Origin of the sequence: Microbacterium sp. BK668 (genome assembly GCF_004362195.1) — a bacterium.
Taxonomy (GTDB): Bacteria; Actinomycetota; Actinomycetes; order Actinomycetales; family Microbacteriaceae; genus Microbacterium.
On sequence record NZ_SNWG01000001.1, the window covers coordinates 2,173,589 to 2,191,373 of the forward strand.

Annotated in this window: 18 protein-coding genes; 7 read left to right on the plus strand and 11 right to left on the minus strand. The window is 70.6% G+C overall.

Annotation, left to right across the window (positions count from 1 at the left end; translation table 11 throughout):
* Positions 1-62 precede the first annotated feature (62 nt).
* Positions 63-1,517: an HNH endonuclease signature motif containing protein gene (locus EV279_RS09655; RefSeq protein WP_208109511.1), complete on the minus strand. Its 1,455-nt coding sequence runs from the start codon at positions 1,515-1,517 to the stop codon at positions 63-65.
* Positions 1,518-1,684: 167 nt separating this feature from the next.
* Positions 1,685-2,302 carry an exonuclease domain-containing protein gene (locus EV279_RS09660; protein ID WP_133542966.1) on the minus strand — a complete coding sequence of 206 codons (618 nt, stop codon included), beginning with the start codon at positions 2,300-2,302 and terminating at the stop codon, positions 1,685-1,687.
* A 104-nt stretch (positions 2,303-2,406) separates the two neighbouring features.
* Between EV279_RS09660 and EV279_RS09665 the strand changes: the two genes are divergently transcribed.
* The 3 genes from EV279_RS09665 to ychF all read left to right on the plus strand — a co-directional run bounded on the left by EV279_RS09665 (position 2,407) and on the right by ychF (position 5,021).
* A complete protein-coding gene (locus EV279_RS09665; protein WP_133542968.1) occupies positions 2,407-3,150 on the plus strand; it encodes a methyltransferase domain-containing protein in 744 nt (247 codons plus the stop codon).
* Complete coding sequence (locus tag EV279_RS09670; RefSeq protein ID WP_133542970.1) at positions 3,147-3,764, plus strand: dihydrofolate reductase family protein; 618 nt, start codon at positions 3,147-3,149, stop codon at positions 3,762-3,764. The genes EV279_RS09665 and EV279_RS09670 overlap by 4 nt, the downstream gene beginning before the upstream one ends.
* 183 nt (positions 3,765-3,947) lie before the next feature.
* The gene (gene ychF, locus EV279_RS09675; RefSeq protein WP_133542972.1) at positions 3,948-5,021 is read left to right on the plus strand and encodes a redox-regulated ATPase YchF; all 1,074 of its coding nucleotides are present in this window, start codon (positions 3,948-3,950) and stop codon (positions 5,019-5,021) included.
* A gap of 39 nt (positions 5,022-5,060) precedes the next feature.
* Here ychF and EV279_RS09680 read toward each other — a convergent pair whose 3' ends face one another.
* Both EV279_RS09680 and EV279_RS09685 read right to left on the minus strand, forming a co-directional pair.
* On the minus strand, positions 5,061-5,411 hold the full coding sequence (locus EV279_RS09680; protein ID WP_133542974.1) for a LysR family transcriptional regulator: 351 nt from the start codon (positions 5,409-5,411) through the stop codon (positions 5,061-5,063).
* A 119-nt stretch (positions 5,412-5,530) separates the two neighbouring features.
* Positions 5,531-6,265 carry a hemerythrin domain-containing protein gene (locus tag EV279_RS09685; protein WP_133542976.1) on the minus strand — a complete coding sequence of 245 codons (735 nt, stop codon included), beginning with the start codon at positions 6,263-6,265 and terminating at the stop codon, positions 5,531-5,533.
* 202 nt (positions 6,266-6,467) lie between these two features.
* Between EV279_RS09685 and EV279_RS09690 the strand changes: the two genes are divergently transcribed.
* From EV279_RS09690 to EV279_RS09700, 3 genes are all read left to right on the plus strand, one after another.
* On the plus strand, positions 6,468-7,034 hold the full coding sequence (locus EV279_RS09690) for a hypothetical protein (RefSeq protein ID WP_133542978.1): 567 nt from the start codon (positions 6,468-6,470) through the stop codon (positions 7,032-7,034).
* A 193-nt stretch (positions 7,035-7,227) separates the two neighbouring features.
* Complete coding sequence (locus EV279_RS09695) at positions 7,228-8,598, plus strand: APC family permease (RefSeq protein ID WP_133542979.1); 1,371 nt, start codon at positions 7,228-7,230, stop codon at positions 8,596-8,598.
* Between the two features lie 110 nt (positions 8,599-8,708).
* Complete coding sequence (locus EV279_RS09700; RefSeq protein ID WP_133542982.1) at positions 8,709-9,599, plus strand: aldo/keto reductase; 891 nt, start codon at positions 8,709-8,711, stop codon at positions 9,597-9,599.
* 33 nt (positions 9,600-9,632) lie between these two features.
* Here the strand turns inward: EV279_RS09700 and EV279_RS09705 are convergent, their stop codons facing one another.
* From EV279_RS09705 to EV279_RS09735, 7 genes are all read right to left on the minus strand, one after another.
* Complete coding sequence (locus EV279_RS09705; RefSeq protein WP_133542984.1) at positions 9,633-9,857, minus strand: hypothetical protein; 225 nt, start codon at positions 9,855-9,857, stop codon at positions 9,633-9,635.
* 94 nt (positions 9,858-9,951) lie between these two features.
* A complete protein-coding gene (locus EV279_RS09710) occupies positions 9,952-11,151 on the minus strand; it encodes a saccharopine dehydrogenase NADP-binding domain-containing protein (protein WP_133542986.1) in 1,200 nt (399 codons plus the stop codon).
* A 106-nt stretch (positions 11,152-11,257) separates the two neighbouring features.
* Complete coding sequence (locus EV279_RS09715; protein ID WP_133542988.1) at positions 11,258-12,787, minus strand: MATE family efflux transporter; 1,530 nt, start codon at positions 12,785-12,787, stop codon at positions 11,258-11,260.
* 158 nt (positions 12,788-12,945) lie between these two features.
* Complete coding sequence (locus EV279_RS09720) at positions 12,946-14,109, minus strand: acyl-CoA desaturase (protein WP_133542990.1); 1,164 nt, start codon at positions 14,107-14,109, stop codon at positions 12,946-12,948.
* A gap of 155 nt (positions 14,110-14,264) precedes the next feature.
* The gene (locus EV279_RS09725) at positions 14,265-14,468 is read right to left on the minus strand and encodes a cold-shock protein (protein WP_133544825.1); all 204 of its coding nucleotides are present in this window, start codon (positions 14,466-14,468) and stop codon (positions 14,265-14,267) included.
* Between the two features lie 463 nt (positions 14,469-14,931).
* On the minus strand, positions 14,932-15,750 hold the full coding sequence (locus EV279_RS09730; protein WP_133542993.1) for a patatin-like phospholipase family protein: 819 nt from the start codon (positions 15,748-15,750) through the stop codon (positions 14,932-14,934).
* A 1-nt stretch (position 15,751) separates the two neighbouring features.
* Entirely contained in the window at positions 15,752-16,924 is a 1,173-nt protein-coding gene (locus EV279_RS09735) for an aminotransferase class I/II-fold pyridoxal phosphate-dependent enzyme (RefSeq protein WP_243728514.1), read from the minus strand.
* Between the two features lie 69 nt (positions 16,925-16,993).
* Here EV279_RS09735 and EV279_RS09740 point away from each other — a divergent pair, with 69 nt between their 5' ends.
* The gene (locus EV279_RS09740) at positions 16,994-17,770 is read left to right on the plus strand and encodes an alpha/beta hydrolase (protein WP_133542994.1); all 777 of its coding nucleotides are present in this window, start codon (positions 16,994-16,996) and stop codon (positions 17,768-17,770) included.
* The last annotated feature ends 15 nt before the right edge of the window (positions 17,771-17,785 follow it).

Consider the following 17,785-nt stretch of genomic DNA (forward strand, 5'->3'; position numbering starts at 1 on the left):
CGACATCCGCTCGGCGGGACCGGGCAGGTCGCGGAAGTCGCTCGAGTAAGTGTCGAATGAGCTCAGAACGGCGCATCCGCCCCATCCTGAGGTCCAGCGGCCGCGTCGGACGGCGTTGTTCGGTCAGCGCCCGGCGGATCGAAGGCCCGGCCGGGCTCCGGGTCGGGCACGAAGGTCACCGGCATCGGCGGTCGGTCGATGTAGACGCGGCCGAGCGGTGAGGTCCACTCCAGGAGGCCGTCCTCGAGCGGCCGCACCTTCCAGGCCGTGAACTGCTTCATCGAGTGGTGCCTCTGACAGAGGTGACAGAGGTTGCGCCGGCAGGTCCTGCCGCCTCGTGCCGCGTCGTGATTGTGATCCACCTCGCAGCGCACGGCCGGCATACGGCAGCCCGGGAAACGGCACCGCTGGTCGCGCGCCCGAAGATACCGATCGAGCGAGGCCGGGCGCTCGTACGTGTCGACCTCGATGACGGATCCGGTGACCGGGTCGGTGAGGATCCGCTCGATCGGGTGCTTCGTCGCGCCGAGCAGCGCTCGCGCCGTATCTGCGTCGATCGGGGAACGCCCGACGAGGTCGACCGGTCCGTCGTCCGCTCCCAGCAGGGTGAGCGCGGGCACGACCACCTGGACGCGGGCGCGGATGGCGCCGAGCGTCCCCGGTCCGTCGTCGGTGCGGGTCGGGTCGGCATCCGGTGCCGCGGTCAGGAGGATGTCGGCGAGCACGTCCGCACGCACCTGATCCAAGGTCCGCGCGTCGCTGATCGTGACCTCGCTCGGGATCAGCCGCGAGAGCACGGGCTCGGGCGACGTTCCCGCGGGCGCAGCACCCGCCGTCCCGTCTCGCGCGCTGCGATCGCGCGTGCGGGTGTCGGCGATGGCTCGGCCCTGCGCGGTGAGCCTGCCGCAGACCGCATGGGCGAGCACCGTGGGAAGTGTTGCGATGAGATCCGACATGCCTTCGCCGAGGTCGATCACTCTCACGTTGCGGGCGTCCCGGGCCTCGCGATGCCGCTCGGACAGGGTGCGCGGGTGCAGCCGTGCTGCGATCATCTCGAGCCGGCCCTTCACACGACCGGGTGTGTCTTCCCGGCACACCGCGATCGCGGCCGTCTCGAAGTCGACGCGTTCGTCGGAAGGCAGCGCAGCGCCGAGATCGAGGATGAGCCGCTGGTGCCGCTCGGAGATCTCGTTGCGCCTCCCGGCCTCGAAGGTCCGCGGATACAGCTCGGTGAGCTCCCGCGCGTCGCCGATGCGACGCTGGACGGTACGGTCGTCCTGCCGGAGGATGCCGGCCAGCTCGGCGGCGATCGCGCGGAGCGCCATGTCGTGCTCGCGCACGCGGGCGTCGCTCGACGAGGCGACGTCTTCGGCGACTCTGCCACCCCTCGCCAGCGCCGTCGTGATCATCGCAGCAGCCTGGGCCGCGGCATCCATTCCGCGCTGGAGCAGCTGCGCTGCCTCAGCGAGCGCGGCGGACTGCGCGTCGGTGAAGCCGAGAACTCCATCGCTTCGCATGGTGCCCCTCAGGTCGACGCAGTCATCGCACTGCGTGATCTCGCCCGGGCACTGGGCTTGGTTCCGCCGGTCGGGAGGTCCCCTGCCGACATGGTCGAGCATCCCACGAACCTCCGACATCGCGTGGCGGCCCTCCGCCACGGCGCGCGGGGCCGTGCGACGACCGGTCAGGCGACGGCGACCACGGACCCGAAGTCGAAGAGCGGTGCGGGTTCGACGACCCGGATCTGCGAGATGCGGACGTTGGCCGCCTCGGCGAGCGACGTCACACTGTAGGCGCCGGTGCGCTGCGCCGCATCGATGACGATGTGCGCGCAGGCGAGCGCATCGGCCGCTGCATCGTGATGGGCGAAGTCCACGAAGCCGGCCACGGCGGCGACGGACGGCAGCCGATAGGAGTCGAGATCGTACAGCTTGCGCGCGAGCTGCAGGCTGCACAGGTAGCGGTACGGCGGGCACACCTCGCCCGTCGCCTCGCACGCGAGCCTGATGACCGTCATGTCGAAGCCCGCGTTGTGCGCGACGAGGACGTCGCCGCCGATGAAGGCGGCGAGGTCGTCCAACTGCTCCGTCCAGCCCTTCGCACCGACGACGTCCCGCTCGCGGATGCCGTGGATCCGCGTGTTCACGTCGAAGAAGCGGTCGTGGCCCGGCGGCGGCTGGATGAGCCATCCGGCAGTCGCGACGACCTCTCCGTCGCGGACTCGCGCGAGGCCGACGGAACACGCCGACGCGGTGCTGGAATTCGCCGTCTCGAAGTCGATCGCGGTGAAATCCAATGGCACGCCGTCAGCCTCGCTCGCAGGGAGGGGACGGATGCCGAGGCGCGCCGCGCTCGCGCAGAACCGAGGCAGAGGCATCCGTCGTCACCCCGCCGTAGGCTCTGATCATGGCCAGCCGCGAGGAGATGTCCACATCGTTCGGAGCAGCCGCCGGAGTGTACGAGTCGGGGCGCCCGGAGTACCCCCGCGAGGCCGTCGAGTGGCTCCTCGAGCCGCTGCGCGCGGAGCAGCGCGCCATTCGCGTCGCCGACGTGGGCGCCGGCACCGGCAAGCTCACGCGCACCCTCGTCGAGGCGGGGGCCGAGGTTGTCGCGATCGACCCCGATCCGGACATGCTGACGACGCTGCGGGGCAACGTCCGGGCCGTGCCGACCTTCGCGGGCACCGGAGAGCGGATGCCGCTGCCCGACGCGAGCGTCGACGCGGTCGCCTTCGGCCAGGCGTGGCACTGGGTCGACCCCGTCGCGGCCTCGGCGGAGGCGGCGCGCGTCCTCCGTCCGGGCGGCGTCCTCGGCCTCATCTGGAACGTCCGGGACGAGCGCGTCGAGTGGGTCCGCCGCCTGACGGCGATCATGCACGGTTCGGCTGCCGAGACGATGATCGCCGAGGGCGGCCCGGCGCCGCGGCATCCCTTCGACTCGTTCGACCGCCGGACGTGGGACTGGAAGCGCCCCCTCACGAAGCACGCCTTCCTCGACATGGCCGCATCGCGGAGCTACATCCTGACGGCCCCGGAGGACGAGCGGACGCGAATCCTCCACGAGGTCGGCGAACTGTACGACGAGGTCGGGGGCGACGGCGAGGTGGCGCTGCCGTACCGCACCGAGGCGTTCCGAGGCATCCGTCCGTGAGTGCGCGGAAGCTGATCGTCTGCAACTTCGTCACGGTCGACGGCCGTTACGAAGACGACGACCACGACATCGTCTCGTTCTTCGAGCACCATCATCCCGACTACGAGGGCGCGGACTCGTTCGACCACTACACGGCCGGGCTGCTCGAGGAGTCCGATACCCTGCTCCTCTCGGGCCGTCGGTCGTTCCTGGGCAACATGGAGTACTGGTCCGAGGTGCGCGGCGACCCGCAGGCGACGAGGATCCGACGCCGGTTCGCCGAGCTGATCCTCGAGGTCGACAAGATCGTCGTGTCCGACACGGTCTCGGACGACGACATCGCACCGTATCCGCACACGCGGATCGTCCGGATCGGCGACGCCCGCACCGAGGTCGCGGCGCTGAAGCAGGCGCCGGGGCGAGGCATCCTGATCCTCCTCGGACGAGTCCTGTGGAACGACCTCATGCATGCGGGACTGGTCGACGAGCTGCACCTCGTCACCTTCCCCCTGATCGCGGGCGGCGGAGTGTCGCTGTTCGACTCGCGACCGCCCGTCGCTCTGCGCTTGATCGGGACGCACGTCTGGGAGGAGTCGGGCAACGTGCTCATGCGGTGGCGCGTCGACCCGGATTGACCCGCGCAGCGCGCGTCGCGCGTCGCGGGTGTGCACTTCTTGTCGCCGAGATCGCAGGAATCGCCGCGCAGCCGACAGGGGAACCGTCATCCGTGCGATCCCGACGTGGTCCGAGGGCGGAGCTCGGTCGGGAGTCCCGGCCCCCCCGAGGCGCAGCATCCGCCCCACGTAGACTGGATGCCCGTGGCTCTCACCATCGGAATCGTCGGTCTGCCCAATGTCGGCAAGTCCACCCTCTTCAACGCCCTGACCAAGAACCAGGTGCTCGCGGCGAACTATCCCTTCGCGACGATCGAGCCGAACATCGGCGTGGTCAACCTGCCGGACCCGCGACTGGACACGCTGGCCGAGATCTTCCACAGCGAGCGCATCCTCCCGGCCGCCGTCTCCTTCGTCGACATTGCCGGCATCGTGCGCGGCGCATCGGAGGGCGAGGGCCTCGGCAACAAGTTCCTCGCCAACATCCGCGAGGCCGACGCCATCGCGCAGGTTGTGCGCGGCTTCGCCGATGACGACGTCGTGCACGTCGAGGGCGCGGTGAATCCGCAGAGCGACATGGAGACGATCAACGCCGAACTGCAGCTCGCCGACCTCGAGACGCTCGAGAAGGCGATCACCCGGTACGAGAAGGAGGTGCGCGGCCGCAAGCTCGACCCCGCCGTGCTCTCGACCGCGGAGGCCGCGCGCGACGCGCTGCAGCGCGGAGAGCTGCTGTCGGCGTCGGGCATCGACCTCACGCCGATCAAGGAGCTGGGCCTCCTGACAGCGAAGCCGTTCATCTTCGTCTTCAACGTCGATGAGGCGGTGCTGACGGATGCCTCGCGCAAGGCTGAGCTCGAAGCGCTCGTCGCGCCGGCGAAGGCCGTCTTCCTCGACGCGAAGATCGAGTCCGAGCTGATCGACCTGGATCCCGAGGATGCCGCGGAGCTGCTGGCGTCGACGGGACAGGAGGAGTCGGGGCTCGACCAGCTCGCGCGGATCGGCTTCGACACGCTCGGACTGCAGACGTACTTGACGGCGGGGCCCAAGGAGGCCCGGGCGTGGACGATCGGCAAGGGCTGGAAGGCCCCTCAGGCGGCCGGCGTGATCCACACCGACTTCGAGAAGGGCTTCATCAAGGCGGAGGTCATCTCCTTCGACGACCTCGTCGCGACGGGCTCGGTCGTCGAGGCCCGCGCCAAGGGCAAGGCGCGCCTGGAGGGCAAGGACTACGTCATGCAGGACGGCGACGTCGTGGAGTTCCGCTTCAACGTCTGAGCCGCAGCCGGCAGCCCGAGCGCACCCGACGTCGGCGCGCTACCGGCCCTGGCGCTTCTTGTAGGGCTTCGGCTGGCCCTTCACGACCGGCGCCCGCCCCTTGCCCTTCGAGGCTCGGGCCTTCCCGCCCGCGTTCCCGGCCGGCTGAGGCGCGGGAGGAGGAGCTTCGGCGACGCGCTGCCGAGCCTCCACAAGGAGGAGGGACCCCGCCGGAGTGAGACGCCGACCGGCTCCCTCGCCTGTGGTAAGCGGCGCCCCGACCTCGGCCTCGAGCTTCTCGACGGACGAGTACAGCGAGGGGAGCGGGATGCCGAGTGCCGCCGCAGCCCGCGGGAAGTGCAGGTCGTTCTCGACCAGCGCGACGAACCGTTGCAGGAGGGCGATCTTCACCCTCCCACGATTGCACGTCGGGCCCCGCTCCTGTCGCCCGGCTCGCGTCGCCCGGCTCGCATTGCCCGGCTCGCGTCGGCGCCTTCTCGGACGGTGTCGCCCCGTGGGCACGGTCGCCGTCACACCATCGGAGGCACTGCTCCGGTCGGATAGAGCTCGCGCATCGCGCTGTCGTAGCGGCGCTTGAGCAGCAGCAGGTAGAGCAGGCGCACGGGCGCCGGCACGTTCGTGCGGTACCACTCGTCGCGCTCCGACGGCGGAACGCTCGCGAGGAGCAGCCCGAGCTGCAGCGACATCACGTCTCGCGGCCACTCCTTGCGCCGCGCGGTCAGCTCGGCGCGCGTGTGCGTCTCCAGCTCGTCCCACTCCTGCTGCGACATGACCGCGCCCGCGACCGGCATGATGTCGTCCTCCTCCTGATCGAGGTGGACGACCAGCGTGTCGTGAAGCGACTCGATGTCGCGAGCGAGAGCGTCCCGACGCCCGGGATCCGCCGTCGCGACCCACGGCGCGAGCTGGGGCTCGATGCGGCCGAGTCGCTCAGCCACGTCGCGGTGCTGGGCCTTCATCCGGTCCACGTGCGCCGCGCATCCGGGTTCCCGCGCGGTCAGGCGGTCCCACAGCATGAGGTCTTCCGTCTCGTGATGCAGGTGAAGTGCGTCGAAGTACAGCTTGGCGTACACGCCGACGGTCTCCGCGCGCACGAGGTCCTCGGGCGCCACCTCGCGGATCAGCATCGGCAGCTGCGAGTACATCCAGCGGAAGATGCGATGCACGAGGATCAGGCCCGAGGGGTCGCACCCGGGCGACTGTCCCGCGGGCAGTGCTCCAGAGGAGGGCAGCTTGACAGCCATATCGACCCCCGATCCCGCGGCCGACAACCGGCGCTGCCGGGCCGCGCGGCGAACAGCGGCATCGTACACCGGGGCCTCTCGCGGCGACACGGGGGGAGAGGATGCGGCGCGCCCGGCCCTGTCCGGTCGCTGCGCGCGGGCCCCCCGTTCGCCGCGAGCCCGGCCCTGTCCGGTCGCAGCGCGCCGGAGTACGCTGACCACCGTGGGGAACGAGCCTCGTCGTGGGGACGCGCTCGATCGGGATCCGCCGGTGGTCGAGCCTCACCCGAGCGCGACCGGCGACCGCTGGAGGCGCCGCATCGTCGTCGACGCCACCGTCCGACACCGCGTGGAGTCGGTCTTCCCCTACCTCGCCGACCCGACGAGGTGGCACGACTTCGCACCGGCCGTCGAGTTCCGCCACCAGATCGACGCCGGCTCGCCCTGTGTGGGGACGCGGTGGATGGGGACGGACCGCATCGGTCCGTTCCGCATCCACTTCATCGACCGGCTGGACGTGCTGGAGGAGAACCGGCGGGTCGTCTGGCTGTCGTCGGCCCCCTGGAACTCCCGCGTGGAGTATGCCTGCGCCGAGTCCGGTGCGCACACCCGCGTCCACGCCGAGTACGAGGGCGAGCTCGGCGACTCGCTGAAGTGGCAGGTCGGGTGGCTGCCCCTGTGGGGCTGGCACTGGATCCTCGCCCGCGACTTCGTCCGCCTCGACCGGCTGCTGACGGCGAGTGCCCGCGCGAACGAGCGCTGGCGATCGCGGCACGCCCCGAGCGCCTGACCGCCGCGGTCTCGCGTCCCTCGGCTCGTCGACGGGTCGCCCGCGTCCGCGCGCCTCGGCTCGCATCCCGGCACCTGCCCATACGCCAGCCATCCCGCTCGCGTCAACCACCGAGCCCCGGATCCCGACCGACCGGCAGGCTGGACTCCGGACGCGCCGGCCCCGGTCCCGCGCGCTCCCCGAAGGAGTGCCCATGCTTCCCACCGACACGTCGACCGACGCCGACGGCTCATCTCCCACCCGCCTGCGCCGCGCCATCACCCTGCCGCTGCTGTATGCGTTCATCCTCGGCGACGTGCTCGGCGCGGGTATCTACGCCCTGATGGGAGTCCTCGGGGAAGAGGTCGGGGGGATGCTGTGGGCGCCGCTCCTGCTCGCCCTCCTGCTCGCGATGCTCACTGCCGGCTCCTACGCCGAGCTCGTGACGAAGTATCCGCGCGCAGGGGGCGCAGCCGTCTTCGCCGAGCGCGCCTTCCGCAACAAGCTCGTCTCCTTCCTCATCGGCTTCTCGATGCTCGCGGCCGGCGTCACGAGCGCTGCCGGGCTGTCGCTGGCGTTCGCGGGCGACTACTTCAGCACCTTCGTCGACCTGCCGACCATTCCGGTCGCCGTGGTCTTCCTCGCGCTCGTCGCGCTGCTCAACCTCCGAGGCATCCGCGAATCGATGGGCGCGAACTTCGTCATGACGATCATCGAGGTGAGCGGCCTCGTCATCGTGATCGTCGTCGTCGCGCTGATGCTGGGCGGCGGCAGAGGAGACGTGTCGCGGGTCACGCAGCTGCCGGAGGGCGCCGGCCTCGGCGCGGCCGTCCTCGGCGGCGCCATCATCGCGTACTACTCGTTCGTCGGATTCGAGACGTCGGCCAACATGATCGAGGAGGTGAAGCGACCGAGCAAGACCTACCCGGTCGCGCTGTTCGCCGCCCTCATCACAGCCGGAGTCATCTACATCCTCGTCGGCCTGGCGAGCGCCATCGCGTTGCCGGCGAGCGCGCTCGCAGAATCGAGCGGTCCTCTGCTGGCCGTCGTCGAGGCGAGCGGCGTCGCGATCCCGTCGTGGCTGTTCAGCCTCATCGCGCTCATCGCCGTCGCCAACGGCGCGCTGCTCACCATGATCATGACCAGCCGGCTCACGTACGGCATGTCGGAGCAGGGCCTGCTCCCCGGCATCCTGTCCCGCGTCCTTCCCCACCGGAAGACGCCGTGGGTCGCGATCCTGACGACCACGCTCGTCGCGATGCTGCTGACGCTCGTCGGCGATCTGGCGACGCTCGCCGAGACGGTCGTGCTGCTCCTTCTGATCGTCTTCCTGAGCGCCAACGTGTCGGTGCTGGTGCTGCGTCGCGAGAAGGTCGAGCATCCTCACTTCCGGGTCTGGACGTTCGTCCCGATCCTGGGGATCGCATCCTGCATCATCCTGCTCACCCAGCAGCGACCGATCGTCTGGCTCTTCGCCGCGGGACTGCTGGCTGTGGGCGTTGTGCTGTTCTTCGCGTCGCGATGGGGCCGTCGCCGCGATGCCCGGAAGTCGAGCGTGGATGCTGTGGGCCAGCGCGAACGCTGAGGAGCGCCTCGTCCGGTGTGCAACGCGTACAACGTTGGAGGTCGGATTGTCCAGCCTCGCGCCGGCGGCCCCCGTCGATGCCAGGCTGTGATCACGCGAAGGGAGACCACATGAAGCAGCGCACTCTGGCGGGACGGCAGGTGTCGGCCATCGGGCTCGGGGCGATGCCCCTGTCGATGAACAACGACCGGGAGTATCCGTCATTCGACGATGCTGTCGCCACCGTGCACGCGGCGCTCGATGCGGGCGTGACGCTCATCGACACGGCCGACATCTACGCACCGGCGTGGGACGAGATGGGGCACAACGAGAGAATCGTCGCCGAGGCGCTGCGCACGTGGGACGGCGACGCGTCGAGCATCTTCGTGACGACCAAGGGCGGCATCACCCGGAGCGAGGGCGAGAACTGGGGCCGGAACGGCTCGGAGGACTACTTGCGCTCCGCGGCCGAGAAGTCGCTCCAGATCCTCGGCGTCGACCGGATCGAGCTCTACCAGTACCACCGGCCCGATCGCACGCGGGTGTACGCCGATGTCATGCGGGCGCTCGGGAAGCTGCGGGAAGACGGGCTCGTGCGAGCGGTGGGCATCTCCAACGCGAGCGTCGAGGAGATCCAGATCGCGATCGACGTGCTCGGCGAAGGGAACCTCGCAAGCGTGCAGAACGAGTTCTCGCCGAGGCACCCCGGCAGTTACGACGAGCTGCGGTTCTGCGGCGAGCGCGGCATCGCGTTCCTGCCCTGGAGCCCGCTCGGGGGCACAGGCGGGGGAGCGCGCAGCGTGGGCGAGCGGTTCGGGGCGTTCCGCGATGTCGGCGAGGCGCACGGCGTCAGTCCGCAGCAGATCGTGCTGGCATGGGAGCTCGCGCTCGACCCCTGCGTCATCCCGATCCCCGGCGCGAGGCGCGCGGCATCCATCGCGGACTCCGCCCGGGCCGCCGATCTCGAACTGGGCGCTGACGAGGTCACGCGGCTGTCGGAGTCGGTGGGGATCTTCGACTGAGTTCCGTCGGCCTCTGAATTCCTCGCGCCTGGCTCAGAGGGACGCGTCGGTCTCGATCGCGTCCGCGAGCTCGTCGATCGCGGCGGGAGCGAGCGAGACGCCGGCCGCCTCGAGTCGCTCGCCGAGCAGCCGGCTCATGTCATCCATGACCCGGCCGTGACGGATGTCGTCTTCGAGTTCGGCGACGACGCGCTCGATCGCGGCAGTGCGGTCATCGTCGTCGAGGCCGCCCTCGAGATGCGCGTTGTGGATGCTCATGCGCTCACCCTCGTGGACCAGGACCCGCGCCCGCACCCCCTTGACAGCCGTCGCCGACGCGCGAATCCCGGCGCCCGGGCGGATGGTGGGGAGGTCAGGACAGCGGCCGCACCTCGATCGTGAACCGGTGCGCGCGCAACCGGTCCGCCAGCTGCTCGCCCATCGCCACCATCGGCGTGAGGACGCCCGCTCGATCCGGAAGGTCGTCGAGGGCGAGACTCAGCGCCGACTCGGCCAGCATGACGCCCGTGCCGCCGTATCCGGGATCGTACGGGGCGGCGATCGTCGTCCTGATCGGCGCGCCCTGCACCGGATAGACGTCGACGTCGACCGCGAAGCGGCCGTCCTCGATCGTCTTCGCGCTCGGGCCGACCCCCGGCGCCGGAAGCATGCGGTCCACGACCGTCCGCGTCGGAGCGAAGGACATGGCACCCACCAGGGCCGCGGTGCCCACCGTGATTCCTGCTGCGCGCAGGAACCCGGCCGGCCCGCGGCCCGTGCGGACGACCTCGCGGTAGCGCAGAAGCTGACCGTAGCTCCATCCCGTCAGATGATTGCTCCGCTGAACGATCTGCTGGTTGTAGGCTCCCATGATGAACGGCGCCTGCCAGGACCCGCGCTCCCGCCCCCAGCCGCTGCCTGAACCGCCGGGCAGTCGCACCGACGGGCCCGGCGTGAGCGCGTACGGATCGGCGATGAGGCGGCGGGATGAGGCATCCGACTTCGCCCCCTTCAGCTGCTGACGGAGGGAGTCGATCGTCCCGCCGCTGACGCCGCCGCGCAGCGACCGCACGCGCAGCGTCGCGGCGACGATGGGCAGGCCGCCGGCGGCCGCGTGCGCCAGCCCGATCCCGAGATCGGACGGGATCGAGTCGAAGCCGCAGGAGTGGACGATCCGCGCGCCGCTCTCGCGTGCGACGTCGGAATTGCGCGCGATGCTGCGCGCGACGAAGACGCTCTCGCCCGACAGGTCGGCGTAGTCCGTGCCCGCGCGAGCGCAGGCCGACACGACCCCGGCGCCGTAGCGCAGGTACGGACCGACTGTCGTCGCGACGACCGAAGTCGAGGCGGCCAGACGCGCCACGGCGGTGTCGTCGGCGGTGTCGATCTCGATCGTCTGCCAGTCGACGCCGAGCTCCCGCGTCAGGCCGTCCAGACGCTCGCGCGACCGTCCGGCCACGGCGATGCGGGCGCCGTCCGGCGCAGACCGGGCCAGATGCCTCGCGGTGTAGCGACCGACGAATCCGGTCGCGCCGAGGAGGACGATGTCGTGGTCGCGGTCGTGCGTGCGCATGGGTCGCGAGCCTACGCGGGGATCCGCCGATCGGCACCCCGGTTGCGGCACACGAGGAAGTCAGCTCTGCGCGGCGTCGAACGCGCGCTGCCGGGAGTTCGGCGCCTCAGCCTCTCGGAACTCTCCGCCGGCGCCTCGACACACGCGCGAACGGTCGCCGGGGGCGGTGGACGGGCACCGACGCGGTGGTGGCGCCGCCCGGGAGCACGATCGAGGCGGTGACCACGGCATCCACCGTCATCGACCCGTCCGTCGGTCCCATCACAGCGATGGGCGTCGTCGGGGTGACCACGGTCGGGGTGATCGGCGTCGCGGCGAGCTGACGTCGTGCGTGCAGGTACGCCGGGACGAGGACGACGACCGCGCCGACCCACGCGAGGGGATTGCTCGCCGCCACGCCGACGAAGCCGAACGCTCCGCCGAGCACCACGGCCGCGCCGACGCGCATGAACAGCTCGATCGTGCCGGTCACCGTCGGGATGAGGGTGTGCCCGAGACCCTGCAGCGCGCCGCGGACGACGAACAGGATGCCGAGGATCCAGTAGGTCGCGCCGTTGATCGCGAGCATCTGCGCGGCGAGGTCGACCACTTCGCCCGAGCCGGCGCCCACGAAGAGCTGTATGAGCGCGGCGCCGAAGGCGATGAAGAGCGCGCCGAGGACCACGGCGCAGGCCACCGCGATCCACGTGGCCTGCGTCACGCCTCGCAGGATCCGGTCGGGGCGTCCGCCGCCGTGGTTCTGCGCCACGTACATCGACACCGCCAGCCCGAGGGACTGCAGCAGGGCGATCGCGAGGCCGTCGACGCGCGACGCGGCGGTGTAGGCGGCGACCGCGTCGGTACCGAGATGATTCAGGGCGACCTGCACGACGAGCGTGCCGACGGCGATGATCGAGGCCTGGAAGCCCATCGGCAGGCCGAGGCGGAGGTGCGCGCCGAGCTCGGCCCGCGACACGCGCCAGTCGCCGCGGCGGACGTGGAGCACAGGCATCCGTCGCCGCACGAACTCCAGGCACAGCAGCACCGAGACTGCCTGCGACACGACGGTCGCGAGGGCCGCGCCGCCGACTCCCCAGCCGAAGGGGCCGACCATGACGATCACGAGCCCTACGTTGAGGGCGCACGCGAGCGTGAGGAAGACGAGGGGCGTCCGCGAGTCGCCCGTCGCTCGGATGATCGCCGAGAGGTAGTTGAAGAACATGAGCGCCCCGGCGCCGAGGAAGCTCACCTGGGCGAAGACGACGGCATCGTCCAGAAGCTCGGGCGGCGTCTGGAGGAGCTCGAGCAGAGGGCGGCTCAGCAGCGGAGCGCCGATCGTCAGCACCACCGAGCACACCGCGGTCAGGAGACTCCCGGCGGCGACCGAGTGCCGGACGGCGCGGAAGTCCTGCGCGCCGAACGCCTGCGCCGTCGGGATGGCGAAGCCCGAGGTGAGTCCCCACGCAAAGCCGAGGAGCAGGAAGAGCATGCTGCCGGTCGCGCCGACGGCGGCCAGCGCGTCGACACCCAGCTGCCGACCGACGACCAACGCGTCGGCGAACTGGTAGAGCTGCTGCACGACGTTGCCGAGCAGCAGGGGCACGGAGAACAGGGCGATGACGCGCCACGGGCGACCCGTGGTGAGGGCAGTGGACATGGAGGTGCTCTCGAAGCCAGGAGAAGAGGAAAGGGAGGGAAGCGCCCGGAGGCGAGACCGCTATCCTATCGAATCGATTCGAGGAACCCTGGACATGAGCTTCGTGTCCAGGCCCCTGGCTTCGCCCGGCTGGGCCGCCGTCAGTGGTGCTGCACAGCTCAGGCCGGTCGGTAGGCTCCCACGACCGGACAGTCGAAGGGGTCCCGTGCGGCAAGCCCCACCCGGTTCAGATAGCCGATGACGATGCCATACGAGCGCCACAGGGTGGTCTCGGTGTACGGCACGCCGAGGGACCTGCACTGCTCGCGAACGATCTCGCGGGCGCGAGCGAGGTGCGGTCGCGGCATGTTCGGAAAGAGGTGATGCTCGACCTGGTAGTTCAGACCGCCCATGAGCCACGTCGCCCACCAGCCGCCGCTGACGTTGCGCGAGGTGCGCACCTGCTTGCTGAAGAAGTCGAGCTTCGCGTTCGGGGCGATCACCGGCATGCCCTTGTGATTGGGTGCGAAGGAAGCGCCCATATAGACCCCGAAGACGGCGAGCTGGACGCCCACGAACGCGAAGGCCATCCCCGCGGGGAGGAGCAGGAAGATCGGCGTGAGCACGAGCGCGAAGCGCGTCGCCAGGAGGGCGATCTCCGGCCACCGGTCCTTCACCGGCTCCCGCCCCAGGACGTGCCGCAACGTCAGATAGTGCAGATTGAGTCCCTCGAGAGTGAGAAGGGGGAAGAACAGCCACCCTTGACGCCGGGTGACCAGGCGCCGCAGCCCCCGAGCTTGCGCGGCATCGGCATCCAGGAACGACACGGTGTCGACCTCGATGTCGGGATCCTTGCCCACCCGGTTGGGGTTCGCGTGGTGGCGCGTGTGCTTGCTCGACCACCAGGAGGTGCTCATGCCCACGACGCCGGCCCCGAGGATTCGGGCGAGGCGGTCGTTGGCCGGGCCCGACGTGAGGATCTGGCGATGCGCCGCCTCGTGAGCCAGGAAGGCCACCTGGGTGAAGAGGATGCCGAGAGCCGCCGCCATGAGTAGCTGCAGCCAGCTGTCGCCGAGCAGGAGGATGCCGGTGATCGTGCCGGCGAAGCCGACCGCGACACCTGCCCCGACGAGGGCGTAGAACCATGGAGTGCGCCGCAGCAGACCGCTCTCGCGGATCACCTGTGACACATCGGTGTACGCGCGCGCCATCGGCGGGAAATCTGCGGTTCCGGAGTAGGTCTGGCGGACGGGACCGAGTCGGGACTCGAGGGTGTTCGAAGAGATGAGAGATCCGTTCGCTGGGGACCGGTGCGGCCGTGGAAGCCAGAGGCGGTCGCCCATCGCTGGGTCCCACGCTACGTGTGCCCGTATGGAGCGGGCGGCATACCTCGGATCTCCCAGACGTTCGACAGGGAAGCGGATGCCGGAAGCTCGGCCGCTGGAGATACGAAGACGCCCGCCCGGCGCAAGCCGAGGCGGGCGTCTGTCGCTGCGATTCAGAGGGGACGGATGTTCGCCGCCTGCATGCCCTTGGGACCACGCTCGGCGTCGAACTCGACCTTCTGATCCTCGCGGAGCTCCTTGAAGCCGTTGCCGGTGATCGCGCTGAAGTGCGCGAAGAGGTCGTTCGAGCCGTCATCGGGCGCGATGAACCCGTAGCCCTTCTCGGAGTTGAACCATTTCACGGTGCCAGTGGCCATCGTGTCTTTCCTTCTACTTTTCGGGCCGTGATGACGGCCGGGGGTGCCACGCCGACGCATGCGGCGCGGACGATCAAGGGGGGCCGGTCGAGTTCCGGCGTGGGCCATACGCAGCACGGATGCCTCGACAGCCGCCCGCGCGGCGTCGGCGGACTCGTGCAGGCCGAGGTCGCACCCGCGTGCGTCCTGAGCGCGCGCGCCGTCGGCGGTGATGTCGACGAAGCCTGCATATTCGCCGACGAGGGTCGCGACGAAGACGTCGTGGTCGGCTTGACGCCAGTCGACCACGACGATGCGGGTGAGGGGATGCATTGGGGAGGAATCCGAAACGGCCGAGCGATCTCGTGCGCGATGGCGAGCGGTGATCAGGAGCCGCTCCAGGGTGATCGACGAGCGTCGGAGATCGGCTTCTCCACAGTGAGGCGCGGGAAGAGACGCTCGAGTCCCCGGATCCGGGAACACATCAGTCTAGCATCGGAGCCGTCCCGTCGGCTCGGACGCGCTCCGGATTCTCGGCGATCTCCGCGGATGCGGCGTCCGAGGCCCAGTCGGGCCGGGCGTCGAGGGCCGCTTCGGCTGCACGTCGGCCCTCGGCGATGAGGCGCGGGACGTCCGACATCGTCCACTGCGCCATCCGCTCCATCTCGGGCTGGACGAGCAGCACCGACGGGTCCCGCACGAGGTCGGCGGTCCGCGAGACGGTGCGCATCATCCGCACGTTCTCCCACTTCGCGTGAAGCCGCACGACGACCAGGCGTTCGGCGCCGAGCCGACGTGTCGCTGCGACCGGGACGTTGTCGATCATCCCGCCGTCGGCGAGCAGCGCGCCGTGGCGACGGACGGGCGGGATGAGTCCAGGGACCGCGATCGTCGAGCGCAGCGCGATGCTCAGCGGCCCGCGGTCGAGCACGACGAGCCGTCGCGTGCGGAGGTCCGTCGCGGCGGCGGCGAAGCGACGGGGGAGGTCTTCGATGAGGGGGTCGGCGCCGAGCGCGCGCCGCACGGACTTCGTCACGACGCTCGAGTTGAGGAGACCCCACCGAGGCGCACCCGACCATCGGGCGATCTCTCGCCATCGGAAGGCGAGTGCCGCCTGCTCGATCGCCGCAGGGTCGATGTCGGCGGCGTACGCGGCGGCGACGAGAGCCCCCGAGCTCGTGCCGGTCGCGATAGCGGGTTGGATGCCGCGTTCCTGCAGCACCTGCAGGACGCCCACGTGGGCGGCGCCGAACGCGCCGCCGCCGCCCAGCGTGAGACCGAGCCTCGGGTCGTCGTCCGGCATGTCAGGCCGCTTCACCTTCGTCGACGGCGGCGGCAATCCGGCGCACCGCCTCCACGATCGTCTCCGGTGCGCACGCCAGATTGAGGCGCGCGTAGCCCGCGCCGGGCGCGCCGAAGTCCAGCCCGCTTACGAGAGCCACCTTCGCGTGCTCGAGGATCCACGCCGCCGGGTCGTCGCCGAGGTCGAGCCCGGACAAGTCGAGCCAGGCCAGGTAGGTCGCCGCGCCCCGGCGGTACCGGACGGCCGGGAGATGCTCCGCCAGCTGGCGCTCGAGGAGTTCGGCGTTCGCGACGACGGCCGCGACCGCGGCATCCAGCCACTCCCGGCCGTGCGTGAAGCCCTCGCGTGTGGCGATGAATCCGAAGATGCCCGCTCGCACGGCGACCTCCTCGGGCAGTTCATGGAGAAGCTCCGCCATGCGATCGGACTCGGCGACGAACATCGCCGTCTTGAGCCCCGCCAGGTTGAAGGCCTTGCTGGCCGACTCGGCGGCGATGCCGTGGTCGCGCGCCTCTTCGGAGACGGTGAGATACGGCGTGAAGGTCGTGCCGGGATGGACGAGCGGTGCGTGGATCTCGTCGCTGACGACGGATGCCCCGTGCCGCGCCACGACCCGGGACAGCCCGGCGAGCGTCTCGCGATCGTGCACCGTTCCGGTCGGGTTGCCGGGATTGCACAGCAGGACGGCCCGGGCGCCGGCATCCAGCGCGCGGTCGATCCCGTCGAGGTCGAGGCGGTAGGTCTCGCCGTCATCGAGCATCGGCACCTCGACGACCGTTCCGCCGGCCTCGGGGATGAAGTCGAAGAACGGGGGATACACGGGCGGGGTGATGACGACGCCCTCGCCCGGCACGATGAGGCGACGCAGGGCCTCGACGATGACGGTGCTCACGTCGGTCGCGTACCCCATGCGCTCGACGCGCGGCTCCCACCCCCACCGGTCGCGCGCGAACTCGGCGAAGGCTCGAGCCGTGCGCGTGTCGCGGGTGTTCACGTAGCCGGTGTCGTCGCGCTGCAGTGCCCGCGCAAGCGCCGTCTTGATCGGCGGGGCGAGGGCGAAGTCCATCTCGGCGACGAAGAGGGGGAGGACGTCGTCGGGGTAGGCCGACCACTTCTCGCTCTCGCGTCGGCGCAGAGCCTCGATCGGGTCGACATGGGGCGCGGCGTGCGTCACGGTGCGTTCCTCCCGGCGGTCGCGAAGGTCGGACCTCCACTGTCGCACGCCGTCACTAGGGTGTCGGGCATGGACATCGTGAACTCCGCCGACGGGACGCCGATCGCCTACACGCACGTGGGTGACGGTCCCGTCGTGGTGATCGTCAACGGCGCGCTGTCGCAGGCGGCGGATGCCGCGCCCCTCGCGTCTGCACTGGCCGCCTCCGGGTTCCGCGCGGTGACGTGGGATCGGCGGGCGCGCGGATCGAGCGGGGACCGGCCGGGCAGCACCCCGGAAGACGAGTCCGACGACCTGGCGGCGGTCATCGCGGCGACGGGCGGCGCGGCGATCGTGCTCGGCCACTCCTCGGGAGCGGTGTTGGCCCTCTACGCCGCGTCGCGCGGAGTGCCCATCACGGCGCTCTTCCTGTCGGAGCCCCCGTTCCGCTTCGGGGAGAGCGCGCCGGCTGCCGACCTCGCCGAACGACTGCAGACGCTCATCGACCAGGGGCGCGGGGAGGACGCCGTCGTGACCTTCCAGCTCGAAGGGGTGGGGCTGCCGGAGGAGATGGTCGAGAGCTTCCGCGCGAGCCCCCAGTTCGCTCCCCTCGTGCCGATCGCGCAGTCCACCGTCTACGACACACGCCTCACCGACCGCGTCTCGACGCCGTCTCCCGAGATGCTGGCGGTCTCACAGCCGGTGACGGTGCTGCGGGGGGAGCAGACGTTCCCCCTTCTCATCTCGCGGTCCGATCGCCTCGCCGAGGCGATCCCGCACGCCGACCTGGTCGTCGTGCCGGAGTCGGTCATGCACCGGGCCGACCCCGCCGCGACGGCGAGGGTCGTCGCCGCACGCGCGGGCTGAGCGGCGCGACCGACG

Coding starts and splice junctions, on each gene's coding strand:
- EV279_RS09655 (WP_208109511.1), bottom strand. CDS start 1,517: ATGCGAAGCGATGGAGTTCTCGGCTTCACCGACGCGCAGTCCGCCGCG.
- EV279_RS09665 (WP_133542968.1), top strand. CDS start 2,407: ATGGCCAGCCGCGAGGAGATGTCCACATCGTTCGGAGCAGCCGCCGGA.
- EV279_RS09685 (WP_133542976.1), bottom strand. CDS start 6,265: ATGGCTGTCAAGCTGCCCTCCTCTGGAGCACTGCCCGCGGGACAGTCG.
- EV279_RS09695 (WP_133542979.1), top strand. CDS start 7,228: ATGCTTCCCACCGACACGTCGACCGACGCCGACGGCTCATCTCCCACC.
- EV279_RS09700 (WP_133542982.1), top strand. CDS start 8,709: ATGAAGCAGCGCACTCTGGCGGGACGGCAGGTGTCGGCCATCGGGCTC.
- EV279_RS09705 (WP_133542984.1), bottom strand. CDS start 9,857: ATGAGCATCCACAACGCGCATCTCGAGGGCGGCCTCGACGACGATGAC.
- EV279_RS09710 (WP_133542986.1), bottom strand. CDS start 11,151: ATGCGCACGCACGACCGCGACCACGACATCGTCCTCCTCGGCGCGACC.
- EV279_RS09715 (WP_133542988.1), bottom strand. CDS start 12,787: ATGTCCACTGCCCTCACCACGGGTCGCCCGTGGCGCGTCATCGCCCTG.
- EV279_RS09720 (WP_133542990.1), bottom strand. CDS start 14,109: ATGGGCGACCGCCTCTGGCTTCCACGGCCGCACCGGTCCCCAGCGAAC.
- EV279_RS09725 (WP_133544825.1), bottom strand. CDS start 14,468: ATGGCCACTGGCACCGTGAAATGGTTCAACTCCGAGAAGGGCTACGGG.
- EV279_RS09730 (WP_133542993.1), bottom strand. CDS start 15,750: ATGCCGGACGACGACCCGAGGCTCGGTCTCACGCTGGGCGGCGGCGGC.
- EV279_RS09740 (WP_133542994.1), top strand. CDS start 16,994: ATGGACATCGTGAACTCCGCCGACGGGACGCCGATCGCCTACACGCAC.